25 protein-coding genes are annotated in these 25,354 nt (G+C 36.7%); 1 reads left to right on the top strand and 24 read right to left on the bottom strand.

The window, feature by feature from the left end:
• Positions 1-45: 45 nt before the first annotated feature.
• From NSQ89_RS23630 to NSQ89_RS23580, 11 genes are all read right to left on the bottom strand, one after another.
• Positions 46-1,980 (bottom strand): BglG family transcription antiterminator, encoded by a 1,935-nt coding sequence (locus NSQ89_RS23630; protein WP_341133366.1) that lies wholly within the window; start codon positions 1,978-1,980, stop codon positions 46-48.
• A gap of 136 nt (positions 1,981-2,116) precedes the next feature.
• Entirely contained in the window at positions 2,117-3,508 is a 1,392-nt protein-coding gene (locus tag NSQ89_RS23625; protein WP_095258307.1) for a glycoside hydrolase family 1 protein, read from the bottom strand.
• Between the two features lie 18 nt (positions 3,509-3,526).
• Positions 3,527-3,841 (bottom strand): PTS lactose/cellobiose transporter subunit IIA, encoded by a 315-nt coding sequence (locus NSQ89_RS23620; protein ID WP_047940955.1) that lies wholly within the window; start codon positions 3,839-3,841, stop codon positions 3,527-3,529.
• A 104-nt stretch (positions 3,842-3,945) separates the two neighbouring features.
• The gene (gene celB, locus NSQ89_RS23615; protein ID WP_047940956.1) at positions 3,946-5,223 is read right to left on the bottom strand and encodes a PTS cellobiose transporter subunit IIC; all 1,278 of its coding nucleotides are present in this window, start codon (positions 5,221-5,223) and stop codon (positions 3,946-3,948) included.
• Positions 5,224-5,278: 55 nt separating this feature from the next.
• Positions 5,279-5,593 carry a PTS sugar transporter subunit IIB gene (locus tag NSQ89_RS23610; RefSeq protein WP_061797114.1) on the bottom strand — a complete coding sequence of 105 codons (315 nt, stop codon included), beginning with the start codon at positions 5,591-5,593 and terminating at the stop codon, positions 5,279-5,281.
• Between the two features lie 223 nt (positions 5,594-5,816).
• On the bottom strand, positions 5,817-7,421 hold the full coding sequence (gene xynB / locus NSQ89_RS23605) for a xylan 1,4-beta-xylosidase (RefSeq protein WP_341133365.1): 1,605 nt from the start codon (positions 7,419-7,421) through the stop codon (positions 5,817-5,819).
• A gap of 370 nt (positions 7,422-7,791) precedes the next feature.
• Complete coding sequence (locus NSQ89_RS23600) at positions 7,792-9,354, bottom strand: malate:quinone oxidoreductase (protein WP_082138246.1); 1,563 nt, start codon at positions 9,352-9,354, stop codon at positions 7,792-7,794.
• Positions 9,355-9,591: 237 nt separating this feature from the next.
• On the bottom strand, positions 9,592-10,419 hold the full coding sequence (locus tag NSQ89_RS23595; RefSeq protein ID WP_047940959.1) for a MetQ/NlpA family ABC transporter substrate-binding protein: 828 nt from the start codon (positions 10,417-10,419) through the stop codon (positions 9,592-9,594).
• A 16-nt stretch (positions 10,420-10,435) separates the two neighbouring features.
• Positions 10,436-11,098: a methionine ABC transporter permease gene (locus NSQ89_RS23590; protein ID WP_047940960.1), complete on the bottom strand. Its 663-nt coding sequence runs from the start codon at positions 11,096-11,098 to the stop codon at positions 10,436-10,438.
• Positions 11,091-11,840, bottom strand: coding sequence for a methionine ABC transporter ATP-binding protein (locus NSQ89_RS23585; protein ID WP_047940961.1), 750 nt, complete (start codon positions 11,838-11,840; stop codon positions 11,091-11,093). The genes NSQ89_RS23590 and NSQ89_RS23585 overlap by 8 nt, the downstream gene beginning before the upstream one ends.
• 95 nt (positions 11,841-11,935) lie before the next feature.
• Positions 11,936-12,553, bottom strand: coding sequence for a LysE/ArgO family amino acid transporter (locus tag NSQ89_RS23580; RefSeq protein ID WP_061797121.1), 618 nt, complete (start codon positions 12,551-12,553; stop codon positions 11,936-11,938).
• 125 nt (positions 12,554-12,678) lie between these two features.
• On the opposite strand from NSQ89_RS23580, the gene NSQ89_RS23575 reads away from it, so the two are divergent.
• On the top strand, positions 12,679-14,133 hold the full coding sequence (locus tag NSQ89_RS23575) for an aminotransferase-like domain-containing protein (RefSeq protein WP_095258309.1): 1,455 nt from the start codon (positions 12,679-12,681) through the stop codon (positions 14,131-14,133).
• Positions 14,134-14,150: 17 nt separating this feature from the next.
• On the opposite strand, the gene NSQ89_RS23570 is transcribed toward NSQ89_RS23575, so the two are convergent.
• The 13 genes from NSQ89_RS23570 to NSQ89_RS23510 form a co-directional block, all read right to left on the bottom strand.
• The gene (locus NSQ89_RS23570) at positions 14,151-14,807 is read right to left on the bottom strand and encodes a FusB/FusC family EF-G-binding protein (protein ID WP_341133364.1); all 657 of its coding nucleotides are present in this window, start codon (positions 14,805-14,807) and stop codon (positions 14,151-14,153) included.
• Positions 14,808-14,934: 127 nt separating this feature from the next.
• Positions 14,935-15,210: a CD3324 family protein gene (locus NSQ89_RS23565; protein WP_047940965.1), complete on the bottom strand. Its 276-nt coding sequence runs from the start codon at positions 15,208-15,210 to the stop codon at positions 14,935-14,937.
• Between the two features lie 226 nt (positions 15,211-15,436).
• Complete coding sequence (locus tag NSQ89_RS23560) at positions 15,437-16,417, bottom strand: LLM class flavin-dependent oxidoreductase (protein ID WP_341133363.1); 981 nt, start codon at positions 16,415-16,417, stop codon at positions 15,437-15,439.
• Between the two features lie 37 nt (positions 16,418-16,454).
• Positions 16,455-17,450 carry an LLM class flavin-dependent oxidoreductase gene (locus tag NSQ89_RS23555; RefSeq protein ID WP_341133362.1) on the bottom strand — a complete coding sequence of 332 codons (996 nt, stop codon included), beginning with the start codon at positions 17,448-17,450 and terminating at the stop codon, positions 16,455-16,457.
• A gap of 92 nt (positions 17,451-17,542) precedes the next feature.
• Positions 17,543-17,845: a DUF3219 family protein gene (locus NSQ89_RS23550; protein ID WP_095258312.1), complete on the bottom strand. Its 303-nt coding sequence runs from the start codon at positions 17,843-17,845 to the stop codon at positions 17,543-17,545.
• Between the two features lie 51 nt (positions 17,846-17,896).
• Positions 17,897-18,994, bottom strand: a complete 1,098-nt coding sequence (locus tag NSQ89_RS23545) for a sensor histidine kinase (RefSeq protein WP_341133361.1) — start codon at positions 18,992-18,994, stop codon at positions 17,897-17,899.
• The gene (locus tag NSQ89_RS23540) at positions 18,994-19,671 is read right to left on the bottom strand and encodes a response regulator transcription factor (RefSeq protein ID WP_341133360.1); all 678 of its coding nucleotides are present in this window, start codon (positions 19,669-19,671) and stop codon (positions 18,994-18,996) included. The genes NSQ89_RS23545 and NSQ89_RS23540 overlap by 1 nt, the downstream gene beginning before the upstream one ends.
• A 100-nt stretch (positions 19,672-19,771) precedes the next feature.
• Entirely contained in the window at positions 19,772-20,587 is an 816-nt protein-coding gene (locus NSQ89_RS23535) for an ABC transporter permease (RefSeq protein ID WP_047940970.1), read from the bottom strand.
• Positions 20,584-21,594 carry an ATP-binding cassette domain-containing protein gene (locus NSQ89_RS23530; RefSeq protein WP_341133359.1) on the bottom strand — a complete coding sequence of 337 codons (1,011 nt, stop codon included), beginning with the start codon at positions 21,592-21,594 and terminating at the stop codon, positions 20,584-20,586. Before NSQ89_RS23530 ends, NSQ89_RS23535 begins: the two co-directional genes overlap by 4 nt.
• A 271-nt stretch (positions 21,595-21,865) precedes the next feature.
• Entirely contained in the window at positions 21,866-22,207 is a 342-nt protein-coding gene (locus NSQ89_RS23525) for a zinc ribbon domain-containing protein YjdM (RefSeq protein WP_047940971.1), read from the bottom strand.
• An 84-nt stretch (positions 22,208-22,291) separates the two neighbouring features.
• Complete coding sequence (locus tag NSQ89_RS23520; protein WP_144580540.1) at positions 22,292-22,789, bottom strand: LURP-one-related/scramblase family protein; 498 nt, start codon at positions 22,787-22,789, stop codon at positions 22,292-22,294.
• A gap of 291 nt (positions 22,790-23,080) precedes the next feature.
• On the bottom strand, positions 23,081-23,923 hold the full coding sequence (locus tag NSQ89_RS23515; protein WP_341133358.1) for a PRD domain-containing protein: 843 nt from the start codon (positions 23,921-23,923) through the stop codon (positions 23,081-23,083).
• 24 nt (positions 23,924-23,947) lie between these two features.
• Entirely contained in the window at positions 23,948-25,351 is a 1,404-nt protein-coding gene (locus NSQ89_RS23510; RefSeq protein WP_341133357.1) for a glycoside hydrolase family 1 protein, read from the bottom strand.
• Positions 25,352-25,354: the final 3 nt, after the last annotated feature.

Here is a 25,354-nt window from a genome sequence, read left to right as displayed (position 1 = left end):
GAGTATACCTATATCGGTAAACCCCCGCTCTTTACTTTCTAACCATCATGCTTCCTTCATTATGCGGATAAATTCCTCATACATACTTGCCTTTAATATTTTATGAACACTTGTGTGGTCCTCAATAAATTTACCGAGGACATCATACATTTCCTGCAAATCCTCTTGACTGTTCTTTTTTACACATAGCAAAAAGATAATCTGAACCGAGTTATTATTCCAATCGATAGGTTTTTCTAAGGTGCATACACATACAAATGTTTTTTCTGTTTGGGGCGTAATCGGATGCGGGATAGCAACCAAGTTCCCATAAGCGGTTGGCGCTACCTTTTCTCTTTCATATACCGCGTCTAAATATGGTTTTCCCACTAAACCTTTCTTCATTAACTGTGTATGTAAAAAGGTTAAAACCTCTTCTTGGGAATGGAATGTTTTCTTTAAAAAAATAAGATCTTGGCGAAAAAAGGATTCGATTGGCTGATGATTACTTTGGTTTAGAATAAATTTTTCAATTGCCTTTAAAACACTTTCCTTCAATATTGCATTTACCTCAATGACTGGAATGTCAAAGCTCTCCTTAAACGGAATAGAACTAACGATAAAATCAACTTCATTTAAATTATATTGATCGAGCATATAATATTCTGTCGTCCCAACCACATCTAAATTACTGCCAAAATAAGATTTAAGACGATAATAAATTAACTGGGCGGTTCCAAGCCCAGAAGCACATACAACTAAACAGCGTTTTGGACCTGAACGTAATTTAGTTCTTTCCATTGCTGCACCAATATGAAGCGCTAAATAACCAACTTCATTTTCATCCATTTCGATTCCTGTGTATTCTTTAATGGCCAGTCCTGCAATAATCCCTGCCTCATAGGCAAGTGGATAGTTATTTTTAATTTCTTGCAACATGGGGTTCCTTATATTCATTCCATATTTAATGCGGTTAACTGCAGGCTTTAAATGCATACTCATTCCAAAGATAAGTTCTTCATCCTTTTCAATGCCTAAGTCTAATTTTTCTTCTATTTTGGACAAAACAAAATGAACCAGCTGAAGAATATCATCCTCAATTACATGATCAATATGACCCTTTTTCTGGGTAACTAACTTTGTTCCAAGTAAATGCATGGCAATATAGGCAATCTCCGCCTGTGGAAACTTAATTTGATATAGATCTTCTACTTCCTTCACTATTTCATTTGCTACATGATATTCCCTTTGTTGTTCAATTTCATCCAAATCAGCATGAAATATTGCTACATAATGACCACTAACAATCCGCTTTTGGGCGATTACAATATGAATCAATAAATTATTAATAGCGATATCCGATAAAGTAATTTGATACTTTTTTATTTGTCTTAAAATAATTTCTTGGATATTATCCATTTTCTCTTCATTAAAAATAGAAGGATGAGGACTATCTATTGTACTGATTGTTTGCTTTTTACGATCAAGTACATACTCTGATAAACAAAAGCGAACTTTAATTTCATCCCCAATTGCTTTAAGTCCATAATTCGGTCGTGCTTCTAATATAATGTCATACTTTTGGAGACTTTCTTTCACATGCTTAATGTCTTGTTGAATAGTAGACTTACTGACAAACAGTTCATCTGCGAGATCATCTAATTTAAGGTATTGATCATTTAATAAAAACCGGATAATAATATAAGTTACTCTGTCTTCTGGTGTTTTAGGGATACCAGTATGAGAAAGTGAGTTTTCTACAAATATAGAATGTAAATACTGTTGAAATACAGCTTTATCCCAAATCTCCAACGTGTAACCTTTTGAGATAACGGAAATTATTTTTGCACCATGATTATTTAATATAGCATCTAGGTTTTTAATATCTTCTCTTGTTGTTCGCGCTGTCACATGATTAACAGTAGCTAAATATTCACCTGTTACTGGTGTATCCGCTGCCAATAATTCACTTAATACTTGTTTCATTCGGGAGCTTAACAAAATAAAGTCTCCTTCCATTCATTTTTTACTATTTTATCCATATACATTTTTACTCAAAAAGGTTCTGATCTTAACTCTTGATCAGAACCTATCTTGATATCTAGAAAGATTATATCAGAAACATTCACGGTTGTTCCTAAAATCCATTATTGGCTGCTACATTTTTAAACCAGTAAGCACTTTTCTTTGGTGTTCTTGTCTGTGTTTTTAGATCTACTGAAATGAAACCGTAGCGATTTTTATAAGCATTGGACCATGACCAGTTATCCATGAATGTCCATAGATGATATCCTTTAACATTACAGCCTTCTTCAATAGACTTATGCAGCCATTGTAAATGTCCTTCAATAAATTCAATACGATAATCATCTTGAATTTGACCATCTTTCAAGAAACGCTCTTCATCTTGTACTCCCATGCCATTTTCGGAAATAAAGGATTCCACATTCCCATAGTTTTCCTTTAAATTCACCATGATATCGTAAATACCTTTTTCGTAAATTTCCCAGCCGCGATAAGGGTTCATTTTTCTGCCTGGCATCTCATAGGGATCAAAGAACCATTCTGGCATAAAAGGGCTATAAGGATTGGGTAAATGCTCTTTTGCCTTTACTCGGCGGGGCTGATAATAGTTGACACCAAGAATATCAACTGTATTTTCTTTAATTAGTTCTAAATCTCCTTGCTCACTATTCGGTAGTTGTCCATGTTCACGTAATATTTCTACTAATTCCTCTGGATATTCACCAAGAACAGCAGGATCTAAGAAACTTCTATTAAAGAATAAATCACAAATATTCGCAGCTTTTAAATCATATGGATTCTGGCTTCTTGGGTAGGATGGTGTTAAATTTAAAACAATCCCTATTTTTGTATCTTTGTCTTGATTCCATCCTCGAAAAGCTTGAACAGCTTTCGCATGTGCTAAAACTGTATGATAGGCTACTTGTGCAGCCTTCTTAAAATCTACGATATTCGGATAATGAAAATCATATAAATATCCACCTTCTACCGGAACAATCGGTTCATTGAACGTAAACCATTTTTTCACACGATCACCGAATAGCTGGAAGGATTGCAAAGCATAGGCTTGGTAAGCATCTACAACTTCACGATTTTCCCAGCCACCGATTTTCTGCATCTCTAGCGGCATATCAAAATGATACAGGGTAACGAATGGTTCGATTCCATTAGCTAGTAGCTCATTAATTACATTATTGTAAAAAGTTACAGCTTCTGGGTTCACTTCTCCCCGTCCGTTTGGAATTAATCTAGACCAAGAAATAGATAAGCGGAAAGAATTATGCCCAATTTCCTTCATCAATTGAATATCCTCTTTATATTGATAGTAGAAATTAGAAGTAGTTTCTGGCCCTACATTGTTAAAAAAGCGATTTGGTTCTGCCTCATACCAATGGTCCCAAATGTTTTTTCCTTTTCCTGCTTCATTCGCTGCTCCCTCTATCTGTGTTGCAGATGTGGCACTTCCCCACCAAAAACCTTTAGGAAATTTGTATTGAACAGTCATTTTAAGAAACCTCCAAAATTATTTATTACGATAAATCTCAATTATTTCAGTAGCTAAATCACGAACAGTAATAGCTGTCATCAAATGATCTTGAGAATGAACTAAAATCACATTCACGCCCGCACCATTTCCGCTCGCTTCCTCTTGGAGTAGTCTCGTTTGAAAACCATGCGCTTTACCAAGTTCGGAACTTGATTCTTCTAGTAATCGATCCGCTTCTTCAAAGTTTCCTTCTTTTGCTTCTTGTATTGCTTCCATTGCACATGAACGTCCATTTCCAGCAAAAAGAATTATTTGAAAAGCTATTTCTGTCATTTTGTTATCTGTTTCCATCCCTGTCACTCCATTTCTAAAACTAAAGGGGGTTTACACTTAAGGTTAACTAAGGTAAATCCCCTTCCTCTTAATGTAAAACTTATTTCTATCTTGCTGACTGCTTATCCTTTTTTCTCTGTTTCATAATAATTTTTGTCTAGAACTTTTAGGAATGGCCACCAAATCACCATCACAACAAGTAAGTTAAAGATTTGCAGTGCTGCCCCTCTCCAATCATTACCAGTTGCTAAGAATCCACTAATACCAATCGGTGTTGTCCACGGAACAATGATACCTGCTGGTTTCGGAACGATCCCTGCTGACATTGTCAGATACGTAATGATTGTTACTACTACTGGCGCTAATAACCACGGAATAAGAACTAATGGGTTCATAATGATTGGTAAACCAAAGATAATTGGTTCATTTACGTTGAAAATTCCAGCTGGTCCACCTAGTTTTCCAAGTTCTTTTGTTTGTCTGCTCTTACCGATTAAGAAGATAAGAATAACAACCCCCAATGTCATCCCAGTACCACCCATACCTACTAGGAACGTATCCATAAATTGTTTTGTGATAACGTTTGGAAGCTCTGTTCCTGCTTGGAAAGCAGTAAAGTTTTGGTCATTCAATGCATACCAGATTGGGTCAAGGACAGAGTTCATAATAATTTGTCCGTGTAAACCGAAGAACCAGAATAATTGAATTAATAATACCACTACGATTGTTGCTGGAAGACTACTACCTAGAGCAGTTAATGGCTCTTGAATAATTGTATAAATAAAGTTTTGTACTGTTTCAAATGGTGTAAAGCTGAAAAGAATACGAATGATTAAAAAGAATGTTAATGTTAGTGTAATGGGAATCAATGCACTAAAGGATCTAGATACAGAGTCCGGTACACCTGGCGGCATTTTAATCGTCCAATTTTTCTTCACAAAGAAGCGATATAGCTCTGCGGAAATAAATGCTGTGAAAATCCCCAAGAACATACCTTGTGCGCCAAGAATAACTGTTGGGATAACCCCAGTTACTTCCCCTAATTCTTGTGGGTTTAAAATAAGGAATGATGCAACCCCTACAACAGCTCCATAAATTGCTTCAAGACCATAATGCTGTGTCAGCTTATATCCAATTCCCATTATGACAAAGAGTCCCATAATACTTAGCGTTGCTGCGGATGCTGGACCTAATGCATTTTGATAAGCTGCATAAGCATCTTCGCTTATCATCTTATCTAGGAAAGGAAAGTTTGCAATTACAACAAAAATTGATCCAAAAATGATTAGCGGCAAGGCAACCATAAATCCATCACGTAATGCTGCTAAATAACGATTGTTGTTCAATTTCTCAGCAATTGGCAATAGAATATTTTCCAAAACCTCCATAAATTTATTCATAAGGTTTTTCCTCTCTTCCTTCTTTTAGTAAATGCTTTCATTTGGAAATAAACGATTACTTGTTATTCTCGATTAATTCTAACGCTTTGTTTAAAACAGCCAATCCATCAATTCGTCCATAAGCAACTGGATCAATAACATCTAATGGAATTCCAACTGATTCTGCTTGAGTAGCTAGTTTCTTTTTTAAAAAGCGCATTTGCGGACCAATTAAAAGGACATCTGCACGTTCCATATCTGTCTGTGCTTTATCTTGAGCAACAGCCCAAATTTCTGCTTCAATGCCTTTTTCCTTTGCAGCGTCTTTCATTTTAGAAACTAATAGACTAGTAGACATTCCTGAAGAACAAGCTAATAATATTCTTTTCAATTTAATGACCTCCGAGTAATTTATTTTAAGTAAATTATTTATGATGATTACTACGCTTTTATCTTACAATGAAAACTCTTACAACTTAACATATTGTTTTTCCGTCTAAAGGGGGAAATGAAATGTTAGCACTTTCATTTTACTTCCGCATATATAAGAGAATATTATGTGCTAGAAAAGGAAAAAAATAAAAACCCAGGAGCTAATTTCCTGGGTTTTACCATTATTCATTTTCTTGATAGCGGAAATATTTAAAGTCTGCTGGTATATTTTGACCACTTGTATCTTGACATTGCATTCCTACAAATGCTCCAGTAAAGAAACCGCCACCGCGAATATAGTCATCAGATAGTTTTTTTGATTCAAATACTATATCTAGTGTATTCCACTCTACTTTATCAAATGAGTAAGAGTAGTAGTAGTATTCATTTTCGACTGTGACTCTTAAGTAAATATATTCTATTTCGGTTGGAACAATTATTTTCTCCTTCAATGGTTGAGAGAAAGAAAAGTTGTCATTAACCGTTAAATCAAGGATGCGTCCAAGATTTTCATCATATGTCACTTGCCATGCTGTCCAGTTTTCAGTGTTATAGTAATTTACTAAACCTGCAGCCTGCTGTATATTCTCTGGCGTAAAAACTACGGCTGTTTCCGCTTCAAATTGAAGGCTTTGCCAACGTCTAGCAACAAAAGATTGTGTAAAGGTTGATGTTAATGATTCTTGGCCAAATAAGCGTAAATGATGAGGTCTTTCTGATAAAGAACCTAATTTCTCTGTAAAAGGAATGCGCAATGTTTGGAAATTGATATTGAGCTTATCTTCCTCAAATTCATCGACAACTGGATAAGTTGGAGGAAATTTTGTTTCTGGAATCTTTGGAGCTTCTACTTCCAAGCTCCCTTCTTTTCCGCCAACTACATATGGCCAGCCATCTCTCCATTCCAGCTTTTGAATCGCTGTTTCCCTTCCTAAAGGACAATATCCCCTTTGTTGGATTATAGAATCATCATCTGGATGAATAGGACGGCCAGTTAAATGAGCTAAATACCATTCATCCGTATGGGTGTGAACAATAGAAGCATGCCCACATTTTTGCAATGGATTTCTAGGATCATGCCAGGAAGTTAAAAGTGGGTTATCCGGATGAACCTCATAAGGTCCTTCTATATTTTTGGAGCGTGCAATTGTTGCAGCATGCTCATATTTCGTTCCGCCTTCTGCTGTTAATAAATAATAGTATTCACCAATATGATAAAGATGCGGCGCTTCTGTTAATTTAATATCCGTGCCTTTAAAAATTATTTGCGGCTTATTAATTAGCCTTTTCTGCTTTGTAGAGTATTCCTGCATAACAATTCCGCCGAAAGGATGACGGCCAATACGCTGATCCCACAGCATATTTAATAAATATTTCTTGCCATCCGCGTCATGAAACAAGGAAGCATCGAAACCAGAGCTATTTAATTTAATCGGCTCTCCCCAATCCCCATCTACCGTTTCGGAAGTAACCAAATAATTGTGACAATCTTTCCAAGCGCCATCCACTACTTTTACATCAGTATAAATAAGCCAAAACTTCCCGTCGCTATAGCTTAAGCAAGGAGCCCAAACACCACCAGAGTTAGGATTTCCTTTCATATCTAGTTGAGAAACTCTTTGTAATGGGTGTGCAACTAATTCCCAATTCACCAAATCCTTTGAATGATGTATTTGTACTCCTGGAAACCACTCAAAGGTAGATACTGCGATATAGTAGTCTTCACCGACTCTGCAAATGCTTGGGTCTGGATTAAATCCTTTCAGTACAGGGTTGATAATTTTCATTTAAAAAATCCTCCTTATGAATAATGATTTAAATAGACTAGTATTTTTCTAATTTGCAATTTTTCAAAATTCCCTCCAACTTTTAAACTTACCCAGCTAATAATTTGTAATCCAAAAGTTAGTTTGTTTGTTGTATAAACAAAGTTAACCATTTTTTGAAAGCGCTTGTCAATCATTTCGCAAAATTTAAATCATTTTTCTATACATATAGAAAAAACATAGGAATAGCGAAGCTTCTATCGGTTTCTCCAAAAGAAAAACTTCCATCCCATGATGAAAGTTTTTTTAAATAAATGTATCTGATTTTGTATTACTTGTTCGAAAAAAATTTTTTCTCTCCTAGTTGAATGGATTAACAATCTAATTTCGATTAATGATGAATAGGGCTTTTTTCAGACAATCGCAATGTTTCTGCTGTTAATGTATGAACGTCATGCAATAGCTGGGGGTTTTCTTTTAGGGATAATCCATACGATGGGATCATTTCCTTTAATTTCGGCTGCCATTCTGGCATTTTTTCTGTAAAACATTTCTGGATTACTTTCAGCATAACGTGAACAGCAGTAGAGGCACCAGGTGAGGCACCAAGCAATGCTGCTATCGAGCCATCTGCAGCACTTACAACCTCTGTTCCAAATTGAAGTGTCCCTTTTCCGCCAGCTTCTGTATCCTTTATTACTTGGACACGCTGCCCAGCTACCACAAGATCCCAATCCTCCGCTTTGGCATTCGGGATAAATTCACGTAATTCTTCTATTCGCTTTTCTTTTGAAAGCATAAGCTGCTGGATTAAATAACTTGTTAAGGACATATTTTTTGCACCAGCTGCCAGCATCGTTAACAAATTATCTGGCTTAACAGATGTAATTAAATCAAACATGGAGCCTGTCTTCAAAAACTTAGGTGAAAAACCAGCAAAAGGGCCAAAAAGCAATGATTTCTGATTATCGATGAATCGTGTATCTAAATGGGGAACGGACATGGGTGGTGCTCCGACCTTTGCTTTACCATACACCTTTGCATGATGTTTTTCGATTATTTCTTGATTTTTGCAGACTAAAAATATACCACTGACTGGGAACCCACCCATATGTTTACCTTCAGGAATACCAGATTTCTGCAGTAAATGTAAACTGCCGCCGCCGCCGCCAATAAAGACGAATTTAGCAGCATGTGTTTCCATTGTGCCACTATTTAAATTTTGTACCTTTGCTTCCCATAAACCATCTTTCGTTCGTTTTAAATCATTTACACTGTGCTTGTAGTTAATTTCTACCCCCTTTTTCAATAAATCAGCAAACAGCAAGCGTGTTAAGGCACCAAAATTCACATCTGTTCCAGAATCAATCTTTGTCGCGGCTATCGGCTCTTTTAATTCGCGATCTTGCATAATGAGAGGTATCCATTCTTTTAGTTTTTCAGGATCCTTTGAAAATTCCATTCCTTTAAATAGCGGATTACTTACCATTGCCTCAAAACGTTTCTGTAAAAATGCTACATTTTTTCCCCCTAGCACTAAACTCATATGTGGCAATGGTCTAATAAAATCTTGTGGATTATGTAATACTTGATTATTTACAAGATGAGACCAAAATTGCAAGGAAACTTGAAACTGTTCGTTAATTTCTACCGCTTTACTTATGTCTACAGAGCCATCTGGTTTTTCTACTGTGTAGTTCAATTCGCATAGTGCCGCATGACCTGTTCCCGCATTATTCCATTCATTCGAGCTTTCTTCACCTGCACTAGCCAATTTTTCAAACACTGTAATTTTCAAATCTGGGTCTAATTCTTTTAAAAGCGTTCCTAGAGTTGCACTCATAATCCCGGCACCAATTAAAATAACGTCTGTTTTCGTCTCTCGTCTGCTCATTTTAACCTTCCTTATACTTTTATTTTCAGAAAGAATGTAAGCGTTCCCTTTTTGATGCATTAAAGTAACCAAGGAATTATTTAAGCTATCATCTTTTCTGGATCAAGCATCACCTTGTTACAGCCCAACTTATTTTCAAAAAATTTTAAATAGTTACCTATAATTATACGCTAATTATTCATTTTTTTAAAGCCAGAATTTCCCCAAAAAGAAAGCCCTATCCTTATAAATAGTTAGGATAAGGCATTGATATGCTATTTATCAGTGAAATATGACTGTCTTTAGACAACCTCTTATTTAAAATGCAGGAATGGCTGTTTCGTCATATTTTTTCTCTAAAAATTTACGAACCTCTGGACTAGTCATTGCTTCCGCTAGCTTTTGAATAGGTTCCCAATCTGCATTATCTTTACGAGCAACTAATGTAATCGCAAAATCATTTTCTACCCCTTCTACTAACAAGGCATCACTTTTTGGTGTTAAGCCAAGTGGGGAAGCATAAGCTGGTGTCATCACGACTAGATCGGCATCATCATACATTCTTGCAAGCATTAATAAATCAACTTCTTCAAACTTATAGTTTTTCGGATTTTCGATAATATCCGCTTTGGTGTAATAAGGACCCGTTTTCTCTTTTAACTTAATGACATCATGTTGAGCCAATAATGCCAAAGAACGGTCTACATTGGATACATCATTAGCAATTGCGATTACAGCACCTTCTGGCACATCATCCATAGAATCATATTGTTTTGAATAAACACCATAATTTGCAAAATAAATAGCTTTTACTGGCACTAATTCAGCGTTATTACTGCGGTTAAACTCTTCCATGTAGGGGACATGCTGGAAAAAGTTTGCATCCACTTCCCCTGCCGCAAGTGCCGTATTCGGCTGTACATTATCACTTAATACTTTAACATCAAGGTTAATACCTTCCTCTGCTAATGTTGGTTTTACTAACTCAAGGATTTCCGTCATTGGTGGTATTAAAGACGCTACTTTTAGCGTTACTTCTTCTTTTTCCTTGGTATTCATTTGCTTTTTATCTGTTTCTGCCTTTTCTTTTCCGCAAGCTGCTAACAGAAATAGGCCTATTATCATTAAAAATAATATTTTTTTCATTTTCTTATCTCCTCATTTATCTTTTATCAATTACTTTTGCTATTGCTGTACCAGTAAACTGAATAGCCTGTACTAATATGACCATAATAATAATCATATAAATCATTAAATCTGTTTTAAATTGTTGATATCCATAACGAATCGCAAAATCTCCAATACCGCCGCCGCCAACAACTCCCATAATGGTTGAATAAGAAATAAAGCTGATAATCGAAGTTGTTAGTCCTAGCACAAGTCCAGAACGAGCTTCTACGTAAAGAAATTTGAAGATAACTTCCCTGACAGATGCTCCCATCGAAATGGCTGCTTCTATTACGCCTTTTGGCACTTCTAGTAATGATTGCTCCACTAAACGAGCATAATGAGCGATGGCAATAATCGATAATGGGACTGTTGCAGCTGCTGTACCCATAGCCGTTCCAATGATGATTCTCGTAAATGGAATAAGAAAGACTACTAATAATAAAAATGGAAAAGAACGGATAATATTTACTATTAAGTTCAGTGTAGAAAAAATTATTCGATTTTCGAGCATCTTTCCTTTTCTACTTAAGAAAAGCAATGTTCCGACTGGCAGTCCGATGATAATCGCTGCTAGGATAGACATGCCTACCATTATAAAAGTCTCCCCAATAGATTGCCAAATTTCCAATCTATATTGAATTAATATCTCAGGCATGGTCTACTTCACCATCCTTTTTCAGCTGTTCTACTAACCTTTTGGAGGTGTTATTTATTTGTTGAATTCCTTTTGGCTGGATTGCAACGGTATCATAAATTTCTCCATCTTCCAAAACTGTCACACGGTTACAGATGCTTTTGATTACCTCCATCTCATGACTGACGATTACAATCGTTACCCCTAGACGCTTATTAACGTCCTCTAGAACATGCAAGATTTCCCCTGTCGTTTTTGGATCAAGGGAAGAGGTTGGTTCATCACATAATAATACTTGCGGATTATTCGCAATTGCGCGTGCTATCGCTACACGCTGCTTCTGACCTCCGCTTAATTGTGCAGGATATTTATCCATAAAGCTATCCAATCCAACAAATCGGAGACACTCTATTACTCGATTTCGTCTGTCCTTTCTTGAATAGTTAGCCAATTCTAAAGACACTAGCACATTATCATAAACGGTCTTATTTGCAGCAAGATTGAAATGTTGAAATATCATCCCAATTGATTGACGGGCTTGTCGAAGTTCTTTATAGTTAATACTGGTCAGCTCTCGGCCGTCCACTAGCACTTCTCCTGCTTCCGGAACTTCTAATAAATTCATTAACCGCAGCAACGTGGATTTACCAGCACCACTCGCTCCAATAATTCCGAAAATTTCTCCTTTATGTATCGCTAAAGAAATAGACTTAATGACTTCATCATCCGCAAAACGTTTACTAACATTACGCAATTGAATCATTACATAACCCCCTTTTTCATTTGAAGGGCACTTACAGCCCTCTCATTATAGCGAAATATAAAGGAGATGTCATTCTGAATGCCCAAAGCGGGATGTCATTTTAAGATTATTAGATTTAGACCTAAATAAAGTGCCATCGCCCAAATAATAACTGCTGATACTTGGTTAATGCGTTTAATCAGCTTTCCGCGCCCGGTGATTTGTCCAATCTTTCTCCCTGCTATTGCCAATAAACAAAACCAAATCCAAGATACACTTATACAAGCAGCAGTAAACAAGATTTTCTCCTCTCCAGTATAGGCTAAGGAGCTTGTGCCAATCACGCCGATTGTGTCGAGAATAGCATGTGGATTTAATAGAGAAACAGACGCAGCAAATGCTATTTGGCGGCGTGGAGAAAAGAGTAGCTGTTCTTGCTTGCTCCCCACCATGGCTGCTGTTTTCCACATAGACCATCCCATATACGCTAAGAAAAAGAAGCCAACAGTAAAAAGCACTGTTTTCACCCATTCAAAGGTAAAAACTACTACTGAAACACCTGCAACTGCTAAATAAATAAGTAAACTATCACAAATACTAGCCGTAATTATGGCCGGTAACACATAACTAAATTTTTTATGCGTTGCTCCTTGATTAAATATAAATATATTTTGAACGCCTAATGGTAGTATTAACCCAAATGCTAATAAAATTCCATGTAATATTGGTTCCATCCTTATTCCCCCTTGCTTTTATTGAGCATAACGAAGAATAGGCTATCTGTCTCCATCCAATTGGATGGTTACAAACCCAACCATTTTGTTAAAATAAAAGAAAAAGCAAAGGGAGTATACAATTAATGGCAGAAATGGAATGGAAGCCACAAAAGGATTCAACCGTTTCCTTACACCAACAAATTACTACCTATCTGAAAAAGAAAATAATTCATGGAGAATGGACGATTGGTATGAAACTCCCTTCCCAAAGAAGTTTGGCAAAACAATTCGAAGTCAACCGGAGCACCATTGTTACAGCACTTGAAGAATTAGCTGCTGATGGGTTAATTGAAACAAAAGTAGGAAGTGGAACAAAGGTAATAAATAATACATGGAGTTTACTTGCCTCCACTCCACCTCCTGATTGGACTAGTTATGTTAAATCGAGCATTCATCGACCGAACATATCTATTATCCAAAAAATTAATAAAGCCGAAGCAAATCCGAATATTATTAGACTTGGTACTGGCGAGCTTTCTCCAAAGCTATTACCTAAAGCACGGATGGAAGAAATCTTTCACCTTAAGGACAATCTAAGCTTTTCACTTGGATATACCGAGCCTAAAGGAAGTTTAGCTTTGCGACAAGCGGTTAGTTCTTATTTAAAAAAGAAGGGAATAGTCGCTACCTCTGAATCGATCTTAATTGTTTCAGGCGGGCTCCAAGCACTTCAATTACTATCAATTGGTCTCTTAAAGCGAGGAGCAGCCATCTTTCATGAAACACCATCCTATTTAAGTTCCATCCATGTCTTCCAATCAGCAGGAATGCACTTATTAGGCCTGCCGCTCGATGAAGAAGGAATTACCTGTCATACCATTGGACGGCTAAAAAGACAGCATCAAGCCGGGCTGCTGTATACAATTCCTAACTTTCATAATCCAACTGGCATTGTCATGTCTGAAAGGAGACGAAAGGAGTTAATAGCAATTAGTCAAACAGAAGCAATACCTATCATTGAGGATGATGTATACGGAGATTTATGGTTAGACACTCCTCCGCCCAAGCCCTTAAAAGCACTTGATACACAAGGAAACGTTCTCTATATCGGAAGTATGTCCAAAACATTAAGCCCAGGGCTCCGAATTGGTTGGATTGTAGGACCTGAACCAGTTATCGGGCATTTAGCCGATATTAAGATGCAGACAGACTATGGTTCTAGCAGTTTATCTCAATTTGCTGTAGAAAGATGGCTGCAAAACGGATGGTACGAGGATTTCTTAACAGAAGTAAGAGCAGAGCTAAGACTGCGAAGAGATTTTACAAATAATCTATTAAAGAAAAATTTCTCTGATATTGCTGAATGGACAGTACCTAATGGCGGATTCTACATATGGCTGAAATTAAAACCAATGATTTCTTCACGCAAGCTATTTGAGATTTCTCTTAAAGAAGGAATTCTTATCAATCCAGGCATCGTATACGATAAAGCAGATGACCGGCATCTGCGAATATCCTACTCCTATGCCTCATTAGAAGAATTAGAAAAAGGATTAATAACCTTAGCACAGCTTATCAACAGGGTAGCAGAGGGATGATTCCACCGAGGACGTTCTCAGTAAAATCGACCCTCTGCGGTCAGTAAAAATTCTTGCAAATATGCGGTATTGTCCATGTTCTTATTGCATTCGCTGCTATCTGTACAAATCAGGTTTCCGATAGCCTTGTAATAATCTGCATTTTTAGGTTTCTTGTCTTTGGTAATCGTTGAAAAATAGGCAACCTCTCCAAAGCTATTGCAGAAGGAACAAATATTTTTTTTATTAGTCGGCGTCATCTTCCCTTCCACCCCTACTAATTTCCCATCTAATTCATGAATGACAAATTTTCTATTAGACTTTCCATCTGTCCAGCTTAAATAGGTTAATTGATGAAGGTCTATTGTTGCAAAATCAGGTAATCTTAATTTCTTTTGCTTTGGGAATAATTTTTTTAGCTGCTGTTCTGTAATTTTTGGAAACGGCAATACATACTTAGCAAGTCGCTCTATATATTGTTCATATTCATCCTTTGTTTTCCATTTGGAAATATCCAATAACTCTTGCTGATCACTTGTTGCTTGGGGAAAAAGCTCGAAAATTTTTGCCTCAGCTAACTCCATTACTGCAGCTAACACTGTTTTAGGTAAACTTTTATTCATACTTTCTTTAATGTTGGAAATTTGCTTTTTGATAAAATTTAATTGTTCATTTTTTATAAATGCTTCTGTCATATCATTCTCTCCTATTAATGGATTATCCTCTCTTCCTATTTTAGTAAAGACACTCTATTTCTAAAATGGAAAAGATGACTAAGAAACGATTTTTACATAAAAAAACACTGATGAAAACTCACCAGTGCTATTCTTTATTTTTATGTGAATAGACGATTTTTTTAATTGTTTCTGTGGAGAGATGATATTCCTTCGCCAATGCTTGAACGGTGCTTCCATTTACAAAAGCTGCTTTTATCGCATTATTTCTGCGATCCAGCATTAATCTTCCCCCACTTGAAGTTCCCCACTTCTTATGAGCATTTTCTTGTTTTGGAATATATAGAGTCTCGCCCTGGACATATTTTTGAATTTCCAAAATAAGCTTTTCAGGTAAAACATTCATTGCGTTTGTATACTTCAAATTTGCCCGCTCCCTTATTTTTATTTTTGTCTAAAATAAGGTGCAAAGCCAAAATATTAGTCAGCGATAAAATTAGTTGTTTCGCCCCATGCAAAGTATCGCCTTTCCAATAATAGGCTTTGCATGAGTGGAAGTAGTATCAGACAATCGTATATGATTCTCCAACTGTAAGCACCCCCTTTTTTCATTATTATAGCTAATTTTATCAAGTGTTTACATGAAAATTTCAAAGAACTGCTTCTGCCAGCAGTGTATAGGATTGCATTTTTTCTTCAAAATCATAAATGTTCGTAATAATCATCATTTCATCGGTTTGGTAGACTTTACTTAATTGGAGCAGTCCTTCTTTTACTTTTCCCGGGGTTCCAATGATGGCCCGTTTGCGATTTTTTCTTATGATTGCTTTGTCTTCTTCCGAAAGCCTTATACTTTCCGCCTCTTCCTTTGAAAGAAGGAAAGTATCTTGCCCTTTTTCGATTGCTAACAGCCATAGATCTTGACTTAATGCCATTTCTTCGGCTTCTTCTTGGGAAGGTGCACAAACAACAAATACACATACATTTGCCTGCGGATTTGCAAGAAAACTAGACGGCTGGAAGTTCTCTCTATAATGCTGCATGGCAATACTTCCGCTAATGGGGTTTATAAAGTGGCCATAAGTAAAAGCAGTTCCCTTTTCAGCGGCTAATCTAGCTCCTCGCTGTGAGACACCGAGCATCCACATTTCCGGCTGCGTTTCAACAGAAGGATAAGCTTGAACCTCGTGATTAGGCGAAGAACCTATGAGAAATTCTTGAAGTGCTGTTACTTGGCGAGGAAATTCATTTAAGCTTTTTCTAACCCCATCCGTAAGTGCCAAGCGGGTTGGGGTAGACCCCCCTGGAGAACGACCCACTCCTAAATCCATTCGATTCGGATAAAGTGCTTCTAACACTTTAAAGTCTTCTGCAATTTTAAAAGGACTATATTGGGGCAGTAAAACACCGCCTGATCCCACACGAATTCTGTTTGTCTGAGCGGCAATACTGGAAATAAGTATCTCTGGGGAGGTACCAGCGATGCCATTTGAGTTATGATGCTCCGCAACCCAAAAACGAGTGTAGCCAAGCTCCTCTGTTCGTTTTGCCAATTTAATGGTATTTGCGAGAGTCATGCTTGCATTCCCATTCTTACTTATTACAGATTGATCAAGTACACTTAACTTCACTTAAATACCTCCTTTCCTTTTCATCTAAAAAACTTTTTCACCAAACTTCCTTGGCAATTAGCTCATATGACTTTCTTCGACTCTCATAGCTATTAGTGATGGTTACAATCATGATTTCATCAGCACTGTAGACAGCTTGCAGCTCAGCCAATTGTTGTTTCACTTCTTTTGGGTTTCCAATCATCATCTTTTTGCGCATTTCTTGTATTCTTTCTTTCTCATCGCTTGTAAACGAATAATTTCTTGCTTCTTCCATAGTAGGAATGCGGTTATTTTTTTCACCTTTATCCGTTTGGATTTTTGATAGGAACCAGCTTAAAGCAAGCCCTTCTGCTAGTTCGGAAGTTTCAGCGCAGATAACCGATACAGTTATGATAGCTTGTGGTTTTTGGAGACCGCTGCTCTGTCGAAATGCATTCCTGTATGTATTGACAATCTCGATTCCATCTTTGTCACTCATAAAATGGCCAAATGCATAGGCAGTCCCATAACTTGCTGCTTGAATAGCACTTTTTTCACTGGTTCCAAGGATCCATGGAACAGGAGGTATATCTGGAAGAGGATGTGCTGTTATTTTTGAAAACATCTGATCTGTTGGATAATTATTATATAAAAAATGGAGAAGATCTTTAATTGAGTTAGGCATATTTCGGACATTTTCTAAAAAATTCCCAGAAAGAGCTATCGAAGCTTCGGCCGATCCACCAGGTGCCCGTCCTATTCCTAGATCAATCCGATCGGGAAATAACGTTGCAAGCATATTAAATGTTTCTGCTACTTTATATGGTTTATAGTGTGGCAATAGTATGGCTCCTGCCCCAATTCTTATCTTTTCTGTATTGGCTCCGATATACCCAAGCATCACTTCTGGGGCAGAACTAGCAAGACCAGGGAAATCATGGTGTTCTGCAATCCAATATCTTGTGTATCCCAATTTTTCACCAGATTGAGCAAGCTTCATCGATTCTTTAAGTGCCTCCTGCGCGCTCTTCCCAGATAATACAGGTGCTTGATCTAAAATACTTAATTTCATATAGATAACCGCCCTTTCCGTTTATAGAAGCAAAAAAAACAGATCGCTCTATCCACTTAACGGTGATCTGTTTTGCCAAACCCCTTCTAAATTTATTCCACTTCCATTAATTTTAAAGAGAAATCACTAGTACTGCCTTCATCAGAGAAATTGGTATAGGAGGTGGAATACTGATTAATTTCCCCTCTAAATTCCAATGACTTATCAGGAATGCTGACATCGAATATATTCTCATATAAAAACTTCGTAACTACGTGGTATTCTTCCCCACCTCTTACTTTAAACTCAAAGCTTACTACCGTTAACAGCTTCTCTGATTTTTTACTTTTCACCTTTTCCTCTTTAAAATTTGAAACCGTTAATGCAAAATCATTTAAGAAAACCTTATTGACCATTCTAATCGCTCCTTGTTTAAAAATGAGGGACGGGTTTCTACTGAGGTCGGGCTAATTGATCTCCGTAGAGCCGTCCCTCTGCTTTCCTATTTTTACTGTTATCTCTGTTCCTTTTCCTATTTGGCTTTTGACTTGGATTTCGCCTTTATGCAAGTCTATGATTTTTTTGACAATAGAAAGACCGAGGCCGTTTCCTCCTATATTTCGATTTCTTGATTTATCTGCTTTATAAAAGCGTTCAAATATATGCATGAGCGAATCCTGTTCCATGCCAATTCCTGTATCTCTTATTTTAACAGTAATAACCTTATTCTCCGATTTAAATGCCTCGACTGTTATAGTACCTCCTTTTGGCGTGAATTTTATACTATTATGAAGTAAGTTAATCCACACTTGATCAAGCATTTCTTCATCTGCCATAATTGTTATGTGCGCAAGAGAGATATCCATATCTATTTCTTTTTCTGTCCATTGTGGTTCATTGGCAAGAATAATTCGACGAAGCTGTCGATCTAATCGGTACTCTTTTTGCTCCAAAGGTAAATGCTCTGATTCTAAAGAGGTAAGTTTTAATAGGTTTTCACTTAATTTGGACAAGCGGATGCTTTCCATTTCAATGATGTCCAAATAGTGATTGCGTTCTTTTGGACTCAAATCATCATTTTTCAAAGCATGAGCAAACCCACTAATAGAGGTTAAGGGAGACTGAATTTCATGAGACACATTGGAGATAAATTCCTGACGCATTTCCTCCATTTCTCCTAATTTTTCTGCCATATGACTAATATTTGTTACTATTTGATAATAAGGATGATCATTGCCACCTTCTCTAAACTGATTTTTATAATAGGAAAGGTCAATATTAAAATTTCCTTCTGCTATCATTTTGATTGCTTGAATGATTGGGTATAAGTGTTTATCCTGTTTGGATCTAATCCACGGAATTTTTGAGATAACTGCTATTATGCATCCAAAGAGAAAGAATCCGGCAATTGAATTAATTAATTGTCTGATGAATTCGCTTGGAGATACTTGGATTGCTTCATAAAACCATGCTGTTAACCAATAGGAGAAGGACCAGCATACCATTAGAAAAATAATAATTGCAAAAATGCCCGCTATTCTTTTCATCCATTGTGAGAACTTCACTATTTAACCTCCAATCGATAACCAAGACCGCGAACTGTCGTTATTTTAAAGGGACAGTCCTCTTGGGCAAATCGCTGCCTTAGACGTTTTATATGAACATCAACGGTGCGCTCATCCCCCTCATAATCATAGCCCCATATATCTTCAATTAATTGTTCTCGCGAAAAAGTTTTCTTTTGATGGGTTGCAAGCTTAAATAATAATTCAAATTCCTTTAAAGGTAATGTAATTTCATCAACTCCAATAGAAATTTTATAGGTGTCTCGATTAATCACGACATTACCTATCTCAATCTGATTGGAAACATTAATTTGGTAGCGCTTGAGAAGTACCTTCACCCTAGCAACTAACTCAGCAGGAGCAAAGGGCTTTACTAAGTAATCGTCCGCTCCAAGTTCAAACCCTCTCACTTTTTGTGTTGTTTCTCCTTTTGCTGTCAACATCAAGATTGGCATTGTCTCTGGGTAATAGGTTCGTACTTCACGGCAAAGTGTCCAGCCATCCATATTCGGCATCATAATATCAAGAATAATTAAATCTATTTTTGCTTGCTCGAGTATAGACATCGCGGCTTCTCCATCTTCTGCCTCCATAATAGAAAAGCCTTCCTTTATTAAAATGACACGGATTAATTCTCTAATATGTGGATCATCATCTACGACTAGTATTTTCGCCATATTATCATTCCTTTAAAAAAAATAAGGAGAACCGCTAATTTCATAGCCGTTCTACTTCATAGATTATTCTCTTTATTCTACCATTTAATCCTTCAAAAACTTATGCGCGTCTCATATAAGCCCGTACTGTAATCGGTGCAAAAATAGCTACTATTACGGCTGCTCCAACAAGAGAGATAGTGAAATCCAAGCCAATTGTTCCCGCGTTTGTTAAATCCCTAACTGCTGTAACTAAGTGAGAGATAGGATTAATTTTTACAAACCACTGAAGGAAATTAGGCATAGTATCAGCTGGAACAAAGGCATTGGACAGAAATGTTAATGGAAACAAGACAATCATAGAAATTCCTTGTACACTCGAAGCAGTTCGTGAAATAACACCCAAGAAAGCAAAGATCCAACTGATTGCCCAAGAACAAACAATAACAAGAATTCCTGCCAAGATCACAAAGCCTATACCACCATCTGGTCGATAACCCATAATATATCCCATCGTAAACGTAAGAGTTGTGGCAATGGTATAGCGAATAGTATCAGCAAGCAATGCTCCTGCTAAAGGAGCAATTCTGGCAATCGGCAAAGACTTAAAGCGGTCAAACACGCCTTTATCCATGTCCTCCCTGAGCTGGACACCTGTTACCACTGATGTTGTAATAACAGTTTGAACGAGAATTCCCGGAATAATAACCGGTAAATAGTTTTGCACATTGCCAGAAATAGCTCCGCCAAAAATATACGTAAACATAAGAGTAAAAAGAATCGGCTGTAAGGTAACATCTGATAATTGTTCAGGTGTACGCTTTATCTTAAGCAAACCTCTATAAGCCATTGTTAATGAATTTCGCACTGCTTGACGAAAAGTGGAGTTTCTGTAAACTTTTTGTTCTCTGGTTGGTTTTAATGTAGTACTGCTCATACTAATCCCTCCCCTTTACTAGATTTATCTACATTTGCATTAGAACCAGTAATAGCTAGAAATACTTCATCTAATGTTGGCTTTTGCACACTTAATTCAGCCAATGGAATGCCCGCTGTCTTTAATGTTATAAGCAAATCGGTTACTTTATCCGCATCAGCCATTGGCGCTGTAATTTTTCCGCCTTCTGCTGATACAGCTGATTGAACGTTAAGCACACGTTCCACAATCAGGCGTGCATCCTGCATATTTTGTTCGTTTTGGATACTTAAGTGTAAGGAGGAAGTCCCAATAGATCCCTTCAACTCATTCACTGTACCTTCTGCGACCACTTTTCCATGATCGATGACCGCAACTCGATCTGCAAGTTCATCTGCCTCTTGCAAGTACTGTGTTGTCAGTAGTACTGTTGATCCCCCTTTTACTAATTTTCTGATTGTCTCCCACATTTGATTACGCGTTCGTGGATCAAGTCCAGTAGTTGGTTCGTCTAAAAAAATAAGTGGCGGCTGTGCAATAAGGCTCGCAGCTAAATCTAGTCGTCTCCGCATTCCTCCTGAAAAATTTTTCAATGGACGTTTTGCTGCTTCTGTTAAGCCAAACTCTTCTAGTAATTCCATTGCTTTACGTTTTGATTCTGTCCGCCCTAAACCTAATAAACGAGAAAAAATAATTAAGTTCTCTGTCGCGCTTAGGGACTCATCAACAGAGGCATATTGACCTGTTACACCAATTAATTGGCGTACCAATTGCGGCTCCCTACCTATATCGTAGCCGAAAATCTTTGCAGAACCTGCATCTGCCTTAAGCAATGTTGCAAGCATTCTAATCGTAGTTGTTTTTCCCGCCCCATTAGGACCAAGCACCCCATAAATAGAACCTGTGCGAACCTGTAAATCCACTCCATCTACAGCACGGTTATCACCAAATACCTTTACCAGCCCTTCCGCTTCCACAGCCAGTTCTCTACTATCTATAATCTTTTTATTATTAGTCACTTGATTCAAAGTAAATCCTCCTCTATTCATCTTATAAAGTGATAATAAATTACAAATATGAACTAAATATGAACTGGAATAAAGAGATAGGTCGAAGCAATGACAGAAGTCTTTTTGTGAATGAAAATAGATCTCTATTATCAATAAACCTATCTATTTTTAGTGGCAATATTAAATGTATCTTTTTTTGAAATAAGCGCAAAAAGACGGTTCTACCGGGGGCAATAATATTAATTGCCCTCTAGTAGAACCGTCTTTTGACTGCCTTGGCCTTAAAAGTCTATACTTTCTTCACAAATTCCGATTTTAATTTCATTGCTCCAAATCCCGCAATTTTACAATCAATATCATGATCGCCGTCTACTAAGCGAATACTTTTTACCTTTGTTCCTTGTTTTAAAACTGATGAACTCCCTTTTACTTTAAGATCCTTGATAACCGTAACGGTATCTCCATCATTCAAAACATTTCCATTTGCATCTTTGATAACTTTGCTATCATCATTTGCCTCCATATTACTATTGAATGTCCACTCATGTGCACATTCCGGACAAACTAAAAAAGTTCCATCTTCATATGTATATTCAGATTCGCATTTTGGACAATTAGGCAAGGTGCTCATTATTTTATTCCTCCACTGGTTAATTTGTCTTTAAAAATATTATTATAACAAAAAGAAGGAAGCACCCCTATGCTTCCCTTTTCATTAATCTACAGAGGCAGAAGATGTAGCAGCTTGGTCTGCTTTTACACAATCAATTGCAACAACCAAAGCAATCAGTATCGCTTCCATTTCTTCCTTCAGTATTTGCACTTTATAGCTATCGCCCCAGGTAAACCACTCTTTGCTTACCCTGCCGACTTCTTCCCCATTCTGAAAAACGCGAAAATCCATATCCCACCAATTCCCACTTACTTCAATGCCAGCAGCATCAATGGTATAGCGGGATTTAAAGAAAGAAAACTCTTTGTTAATCGTTAAAACATTTTCCCCATTGATTTCTATATAAAACTTCGGTAAAAAGCTAAAGACCTTTTTGGTAATTAGGGCAATTTCATTATTGTTTGCATCCTTTAAGGAAAAGGTTTTAGGGATTTTAAAAAAGCTTCCTTCCACATAATAAACATCTTTTTCCTGTTGATCCTTGACTGTAAATTTTTCATTAAGGCTAAAAATCTTTTGCTTCATATAGAGTTGTTTCATTCAGTGCCTCCATAATTAAAATAGTATCCTTTTCTCTACGAAAAGCCATCGGCTAAATCTACTTTCGTATAAAAGAGATGTTATCCTTATATTCAACACTTTATGACATAATACCTTTCTTATTCACTCATTAAAGCAGTGACATACAGCCAGTTAAATTGTTGTTTATCTATGCACAGGTGAAAATCCCCTATTAAAAAAAATGCCTGTTTATTTTGCTGGCAATAACCCTATACCGGTGTATTTTCAAATCAGAATCTGTATAATTATTCTTCTGTCATGCTCTACTAATTACCGGTTACCACTTAATATTCGATGAATATGAATAATTAAATAAATCTTCTCCTGCCTAGTCAAGTCTATGGCATATTTTTTCTTCACAAAGCTTGTAATACTTTCAATAACTTCATGCTCCTTCACCATAGACTTGCTCAATTGGTCATATAAAATATCAGAATCTGTGTCTTCAAAAATTTCCTTTTTAATGATTCTCTCCGCAAAGAACTTCAAATGAGTAATAAATCTTGAGTAGGAAAGACTATCCTTTTCAAAATAAGTATTCACTTTCCTTTGCACGATTGCTTCAATATGATCAATTAATTTTACAATTTGGACTTCCTTATTATAGGATTCCGAATTTAAACGTGCATTCACAAAGTGCAGTCCTATTGCAGAAGCTTCACTTTTAGGCAGCTCAATACCCATCGTTTGATTAATAAGGTTTACTGCATACTTGCCAATCATATATTCCTTATGATGATATTTTACAACCTCAATATAGTTAAACTTTTCACCAATTTGCCCCTCATGAAAACGATTTGTAACAAAGGCAATATGGTCAGTCAGGGATAAATACAAGTAATCCATGACTTCAATTTCATGTTCTTTATGCGCATACTCAATTATCTCTTTAACAATGTTAAAGTAAATGTCATCCAGTTCACTTGCCAGCTGTATAAAATTTCTTAAAATTGTTTTATCCTTTAAGATAAACGTTTTCTCTACCTCTGACTCTTGTATATCATGTCCAATAGATTTCTTATATCCTATTCCCTTTCCCATTAAAATACATTCGTTTCCAGAATCATTAACTGCTAATATCAAAGAGTTATTCATGACTTTTAGGATCTGCATAGCTACATTCCTATTCCTTAGTGATTAGTCTAATCCATTGTTTTTAATTACATTTTGATACCAATAAAAGCTATCCTTCTTAATTCGTCTCAGGTCTTTGAGGTCAAAATCATCTCTGTCTACATATACTAAACCGTAACGTTTCATAAACCCTTGACGAGAGCTTAACAAATCCATAAAGGACCACGGGCAGTAACCAAATAACTCGACACCATCAGAAATGGCATCATTACAAGCAGCAATATGATTCTTCAAGTATTCAATGCGATAATCATCATGTACCTTTCCGTCTTCTGTTAACTTATCACCTGTTCCTAATCCGTTTTCTGTAATAATCATTGGTAGACGATATTTTTCATAATAATCGTTAAGTACAAGTCTTAATCCTAACGGGTCGACTTGAATACCATAGTCTGTTACTACAAGATTAGGATTCTTTTCAATCTTAAAGTATCCATATAAATCAAAATCAATATCATTTACTTTCGTTCCATATGGATGGTTTTCATCAACTGGAAGATAACTCGCTACTAAAGTACGATAGTAGTTCAATGCAATAAAATCTGGCTTTGCAGACTTTAAAATCTCTTTATCTTCTGGCTTTGTCTCTGGATAAATATCGCACTTTTTCAAGTACTCTTTGTAATACCCTGGGTAATCACCAAAGCAGTGCATTTCCAATGCATAGTTTGTTTTAAAGTTATCATTCATTCTTGCCGCCCAAACGTCTTCGGGACGATTAGAACTAGGATAGGTCATGGTAGAAGACACAGCTGGACCAATTTTTGCATCTGGAAGCATTGCATGGCAAGCATTTGTTGCCAGTGCATGGGCAACGAACATATGGTAATCCATTTGTGCCCTCGTTTTCTCAATCTGATCACTTGGCACATTATACATATTCATCCGAATATTAACTCGACTCATAAGGTTTTGTTCATTATGAACCTGCCAATGCTTAACTCGATCACCAAATGCTTCAAAACAAATCTTTGCGTATCTCTCAAAGGCATAAACGGAATTGCGATCTTCCCATCCATTGTACTTTTCAACCAATGCGAACGGCAGGTCAAAATGGTACAGGGTAACAAATGGAATGATATCATTTTCCAATAAGAAATCTATGACCTTATTATAAAAATCAATCCCCCTCTGATTCACTTCTCCATCCCCATCTGGTATAATTCTTGCCCATGAAATAGAGAAACGATATGTTTTTAATCCTAGTTCCTTCATTAAGAGAATATCCTCTTTATAATTACGATAGAAATCACTTGCCACTTTCGTATCTGCTTGTACATCTGATTTTTGAAAGGCATTATGATCAGCTACAGTTTTTCCTTTACCATCTTTATCCCATGCTCCTTCTATTTGGAAAGCCGAAGAGGAAGCTCCCCACCAAAAGTCTTTCTTAAAATTGTTTTTCATTTT

Origin of the sequence: Niallia sp. FSL R7-0648 (assembly GCF_038007005.1) — a bacterium.
Taxonomy (GTDB): Bacteria; Bacillota; Bacilli; order Bacillales; family Cytobacillaceae; genus Niallia; species Niallia circulans.
This window is presented reverse-complemented; position numbering and strand designations above follow the sequence as displayed.